Raw genomic sequence first — 5208 nt, forward strand, 5'->3', positions numbered from 1 at the left:
GCTCGGCCCGGTGTGCCGCGCCGGTGGGGGCGTGCCGGGGCCGGGCCGCGCGTGGTGCTGGTCGAGCTCCCCGTGGCATTCGAACGTGCCGGTGTCGTCGAGCTGGCCGGTGTCGTCGAGCTGGCCGGTGTCGTCGAGCTGGCCGGTGTCGTCGAGCTGGCCGGTGTCGTCGAGCTGGCCTGCGGCGGTGTCATGAGCACACGGTCGGCCGGGCGGTTGCGAGCCGGCTGTGCCGCTCCTGTGTGATCGCTGTGAGCGGTCGGTCGCGGCGTCGGCCACCGGACACCGCCCCTTTGGACGGCGCGACAGATGGCCCGGCGCGGGGCCCCGTGCGGGTCGTCCCGGTGGGCCCGGGTGCCATACGGTGGTCATGTCCTACGTGGGCCAGAGGAGGTTGCACGGTGCAGTACGTGAAGCTCGGCTCGACCGGCCTGGACGTCTCTCGCATCTGTCTCGGCTGTATGAGTTATGGCGACCCCCGCCGTGGCGCGCACGAGTGGTCCCTCGACGAGGACGCGTCGCAGCCGTTCTTTCGCCGGGCGATCGAGGCCGGCATCAACTTCTTCGACACGGCGAACGTGTACTCCGACGGCAGCAGCGAGGAGATCACCGGCCGGGCGCTGGCGAAGTACGCCGACCGCGACGAGATCGTGCTGGCGACGAAGGTGCACGGGCGGATGCGTCCCGGCCCGAACGGCGCCGGCCTGTCCCGCAAGGCGATCTTCGCGGAGATCGACGCGAGCCTGCGCCGCCTCGGCACCGACTACGTCGATCTCTACCAGATCCACCGGTTCGACCCGGACACCCCGATCGAGGAGACCCTCGAGGCGCTGCACGACGTGGTGAAGGCCGGCAAGGCCCGCTACCTCGGCGCGTCGTCCATGCACGCCTGGCAGTTCGCCAAGGCGCTGTACCTCGCCGACGCGCACGGCTGGACCCGGTTCGCGACCATGCAGAACCACCTGAACCTGATCTACCGCGAGGAGGAGCGGGAGATGCTCCCGCTGTGCGCGGACCAGGGCATCGGGGTGATCCCGTGGAGCCCGCTGGCCCGCGGACGCCTCACCCGCCCCTGGGACGCGACGACCGCCCGCGGCGAGACCGACCAGTTCGGCCGCATGCTCTACCAGGAGTCCGACCGACAGATCGTCGACGAGGTCGCACGCATCGCCGCCGACCGATCCGTCCCGCCGGCCCAGATCGCTCTCGCCTGGGTGCTGCGTCATCCTGGTGTCGCCGCGCCCATCATCGGCGCGACGAAGCTCGGTCACCTCGATGACGCGATCGCCGCGCTGGATCTCGAGCTGACCGACGACGACGTCGCCCAGCTCGAGAAGCCCTACACCCCACACCCGGTCGCCGGCTTCAAATAGCCTCGTCGCCGGTCGGGCGGGCCCGGCTCGGTCAGCGCAGCGAGGAGTCGCCGGCTTCCCAGGCCGCGAGGATGGGCCGGGCGGCGTGGTCCTCCAGCGCCATCGCCGCGCGGGCGCCGAAGAGCAGGTCGTCGGTGAGGGCTGGCTCGTCGCGGACCAGCCCGGCGGCGAGGCTGTCGGCGGCGACACCCTGGTGGTGGGCGTCGGCGACGACGTGGGTGTCGAAGAACAGGCGCGCCGCCGGCGGCAGGCCATGACGGCGCAGCGCCGCGCTGTAGGCGCTCATCGGTGCCACCGAGGTCATCTCGAACACGGCCAGGTGGCCGACGAGCGCGCCGCGGTGCGCCCGGTGCAGCCCCAGGTAGCTGGGGAGGCTGACGGTAGCGAGCGTCGCGGCCGGCACCCGGTCGAGGTACGCGCCGTAGGAGGGGTCCAGGCCGAGGGTCCGCATGGTCAGGCCGAACAGCGTCTGGTGCATGTCGCGCTGGACGCCGTCGCCGTACTCGTCGGCCTGGATCTCGACGAGGGCGGCCTTTGCCGCGCCGCGCAGCCGCGGGATCGCCCAGGAATGCGGATCGGCCTCCTTGAGCTGCAGCAGCGACCGGTGGATCGCGAACTCGCGGAACTCCTCCAGCGAGCCGCGTTCGGCGAGGTGGCGCGACACCGACGGGCCGCCCGGGGCGTCGACGAGCTCGCGCAGCGCGTCGCCGATCCAGGCCGCGGGTTCCCGCCTGGGCGGCGCCGTCATCGCGAGGTCCGCGGCGGCGATCTCGCGGCGCAGCCGGGCGTCGAGGTCGTCCTCGAGGTCGCGGCGCAGCCGCAGTAAGGATGGCTCCCATTCCCAGCCGTCCGCGACGCCCGCGAACCCGCGATAGTGCAGCTCGTACAGGCAGTAGAGGGCGAGGGCGCCGTCCTCGCCGAACAGGGCGTCGTCATCCGGGCCGGGCGGATGCTCCAGCGTGCGGACCGGGCCGCCGAGCATGTCCGCGAGGAAGGCGCTGAGCGTGCCGCGCGGCTGTGGCAGCGCTCGTGGTGCCAGCTCGGCGGGGCTGAGCACGCAGCCGTATGTGACTGCGGCCCCGGGCCCGACGGCGGGCTCGGGGGTCGTCATGCCGCGACCACAGCGTCGCCGGCGCACAGGACCCGCGCGAGCACCGCCGGGTCCGCTCCGGGCAGGGCATCCCCGCTGGCACCGTCGTCGCGCAGCCAGGTGATGCCGGCGAGCAGGTACTCGTCCGGCCCGTAGAACGCCTCCCCGGCGCCGGCGAGTACCTCGAGGCGGCGCCACACCTCCGGTTCGCGGCAGTGGCGGCCGAACCGGATCGGCCGCACGGACCAGTCGAGGAGGCGGTAGCCGCGGGCGGCGGCCTGCGCGAGCACGCCGAGGGGGTCGGCGATCGAGGAGACCATGAGCATGACCAGCTCGAAGCGGCCACCGAGCAGCCGGCAGGTCACCTCCGCGCCGTCCCGGCCGCCGTACAGATCGGGGCCGGGCCCGCGCGCGGGCAGGTACGGCGGATTGGCGATGACGCAGCATTCCGGTGCGGTCTCGGCGTTCGCGAAGAAGTCTCCGAGTTCGACCGTGTAGGTGGCGGGACCCTTGAGGTCCACCATGCGCCGCGCCGTCCGGTAGGCCCGCGGGTCGTGTTCGAAGCCGCGGATCGGGATCGTCGACTCGGCGCGCCGCACCGCCTCGATCACGGGCCGACCGCTGCCCGCGCCCAGTTCGACGACCCCCCGCGCGGTGTACGGGCGCAGGTCCGCGGTGGTGATCAGCCGTTCGACGCACCACGAGTAGAAAGCCGACTCAACCGGGTCGTAGAAGGTCATGTCTCCCTCGCAGCGGCTTGGGGCCGTCCGCGCTGGCGGGGCAGGCATCGCGGACGCCGGCCCCGATCCCGGGGCCGGCTTCGGACGATGGGCAGGTACCCCCGCCGCGAGGGCTAAACCGCCCGCCGTCACCGCCCGCCGTCACCAGGCCGTCACCATGCCGTCAGCGCCCGCCAACGCCCGCGCTGCCACCGTCAGGTCAGGGCGGGTCAGGGCGGGTCAGGGCAGGGCGGGGCGGCGGGCGGCAGCGCGTCAGGTCGTGCCGGAGGGGTGCAGCGCCAGCAGGTCGGGGAAGCTGCGCAGGGTGTGGCCGCCGTCGACGGCGAGATGCTGGCCGGTGACCCAGCTGGCCTCGGGCCCGGCGAGGAAGCGGATCGCCGCGGCGGTGTCGTCGGCCTCGCCGTGCCGTCCCAGCGGCTGGTTGGCGAGGAAGGCGGCGCACGCGGCGGGGTTGGCGAACAGGCCGACGGTGCTGTCTGTGCGGGTGAGTCCGGGACGGACCGAGTTGACCCGGATGTTGCGGACGCCGAGTTCGTCGGCGGCGATGCGGACCAGCGCGTCGACCGCGGCCTTGCCCGCGCCGTAGCTGGCGAGGTTGCGGGTGGGGAACGCGGCAGCGGTCGACGACGTCGCGACGATCGACCCGCCGCCGGTCATCGCCGCCCCGGCGTACTTGATCAGCAGGTAGGCGGGGCGGACGTTCAGGTCGACCTCGCTGCTGAACTGGTCCGGAGCGTAGTCGAGGACGGGTGCGAAGGACCCGCCGCCGGGAACGGTGACCGCGATGTCGAGTTGGCCGTCGGCGCCGCCGGCTGCGGTCTCGACCGCGCGGGCGACGTCGTCCGCGACGAGGGTGTCGCAGCGGGCCGTGCCGATCACGAGTCCGTCATCGGCGAGCCTGGCCGCGGCGTCGGCCAGTTTCGTCTCGGTGCGCCCGGCGATGGTGACGACGGCGCCGTCGCGGGCGAGCATCGTCGCGGCGGCGAGCCCGAGGCCGCTGCCGCCGCCGATGACCAGGGCGCGCAGCCCATCGAGTCGACCCCTGGGCACAGTGAATCCTTCATGATTGTCACGCGGGTTGGGCGGGTGGGCGGCGACCGAGCGGGCGTTGTCGGCGTTGAGCTCCGCGATGGTCACCGAGGCGCCCTCGGCGGCCAGCGCGAGGGCGATGCCCCGGCCGATTCCCTGCCCGGCGCCGCTGACGATCGCCGTTCGCCCGTCCAACCGTGCCCATGATCACCTCTCCTGGACGTGAATCTGCTGGTCAGACTGTTCGGGTGGGCGGCCGGCGGCATCGAGCACGCTGGCGTCGACCGGGTGCGGGGACTGCCACTTCGCTGTGATGACGCGGCGGTGAAAGCGCCAGACGCCGTCCGGTCCGCGCCGGGTGGCGTCGGCGTAGTGCACGAGCATCCGCAGGTCGGTCGGTGTGCCGTCGGCGGCCGCGTGCAGGTGGTGGGCCAGGCAGTAGGTCTCGGTCGTCGCGGTGTCGCCGATGACCCGCGCGCGGTGGTTGCCGACCAGGTGGAACGTCTGCGGGTAGCGGGCGTCGAGGGCCCGCACCAGGTCCGCCAGCGTCGCGGCGCCGGGGAGCGTCGCGAGCGCCTCGGCGCCGGCGAACACCGCTGCCGGGCCGGTCAGCCCGGTGGACCTCGATGACGGCGTCGGCGGTGAACAGCGAGACGAACAGGTCGACGTCACGGGCGTCGATTGCGCCGGCGTAGCACTCGACCAGGTCGCGCAGCGCCAGCCGGTCACCGGGGTCACCCTGGGAACGGCCGGCGACCGGGCCCGGCCGCTCGCCGGGGACGATCACGTCCACAGCTTCTCCCACCGGCCGCCCAGGTCGGCGACCCAGCCCGGCGCCGCGTCCGGATCGGACACGAACGCCGCGACCGGCACGGACACCTCGGTGACGCCGACCTCGACCAGCTCGCCGACGCCGGCGAGGGTGCGGTCCAGGTCGAGCCCGCCGCTGGCCGCGCGCCGCGGCGCGAGCGTGTGG

The 5208-nt window shown here is 73.7% G+C and carries 6 protein-coding genes and 2 pseudogenes; 2 read left to right on the top strand and 6 right to left on the bottom strand.

All coding sequences use genetic code 11. The features are described 5' to 3' along the window. Positions 1-246: hypothetical protein (locus MXD58_RS19320; RefSeq protein WP_250609682.1), on the top strand; the 246-nt coding region annotated here is incomplete at its 5' end. Positions 247-401: 155 nt separating this feature from the next. Beyond that, on the top strand, positions 402-1373 hold the full coding sequence (locus MXD58_RS19325; RefSeq protein ID WP_248836939.1) for an aldo/keto reductase: 972 nt from the start codon (positions 402-404) through the stop codon (positions 1371-1373). Between the two features lie 31 nt (positions 1374-1404). Here the strand turns inward: MXD58_RS19325 and MXD58_RS19330 are convergent, their stop codons facing one another. The 6 genes and pseudogenes from MXD58_RS19330 to MXD58_RS19355 all read right to left on the bottom strand — a co-directional run. Beyond that, positions 1405-2484 carry an iron-containing redox enzyme family protein gene (locus tag MXD58_RS19330; protein ID WP_248836938.1) on the bottom strand — a complete coding sequence of 360 codons (1080 nt, stop codon included), beginning with the start codon at positions 2482-2484 and terminating at the stop codon, positions 1405-1407. Then, positions 2481-3203: a class I SAM-dependent methyltransferase gene (locus MXD58_RS19335; RefSeq protein WP_248836937.1), complete on the bottom strand. Its 723-nt coding sequence runs from the start codon at positions 3201-3203 to the stop codon at positions 2481-2483. Before MXD58_RS19335 ends, MXD58_RS19330 begins: the two co-directional genes overlap by 4 nt. A 252-nt stretch (positions 3204-3455) precedes the next feature. Continuing rightward, positions 3456-4427 carry an SDR family NAD(P)-dependent oxidoreductase gene (locus MXD58_RS19340; RefSeq protein ID WP_248836936.1) on the bottom strand — a complete coding sequence of 324 codons (972 nt, stop codon included), beginning with the start codon at positions 4425-4427 and terminating at the stop codon, positions 3456-3458. A gap of 12 nt (positions 4428-4439) precedes the next feature. Further along, a complete protein-coding gene (locus MXD58_RS30765) occupies positions 4440-4961 on the bottom strand; it encodes a nuclear transport factor 2 family protein (RefSeq protein WP_308301998.1) in 522 nt (173 codons plus the stop codon). Further along, a pseudogene (locus tag MXD58_RS30770) lies at positions 4888-5037 on the bottom strand (hypothetical protein); the annotation flags it as partial. The gene MXD58_RS30765 and the pseudogene MXD58_RS30770, both read right to left, overlap by 74 nt. Beyond that, a pseudogene (locus MXD58_RS19355) lies at positions 5016-5208 on the bottom strand (TIGR03619 family F420-dependent LLM class oxidoreductase); the annotation flags it as partial. The pseudogenes MXD58_RS19355 and MXD58_RS30770, both read right to left, overlap by 22 nt.

The sequence above is a fragment of the Frankia sp. AgKG'84/4 genome, from assembly GCF_023242965.2.
GTDB lineage: Bacteria > Actinomycetota > Actinomycetes > Frankiales > Frankiaceae > Frankia.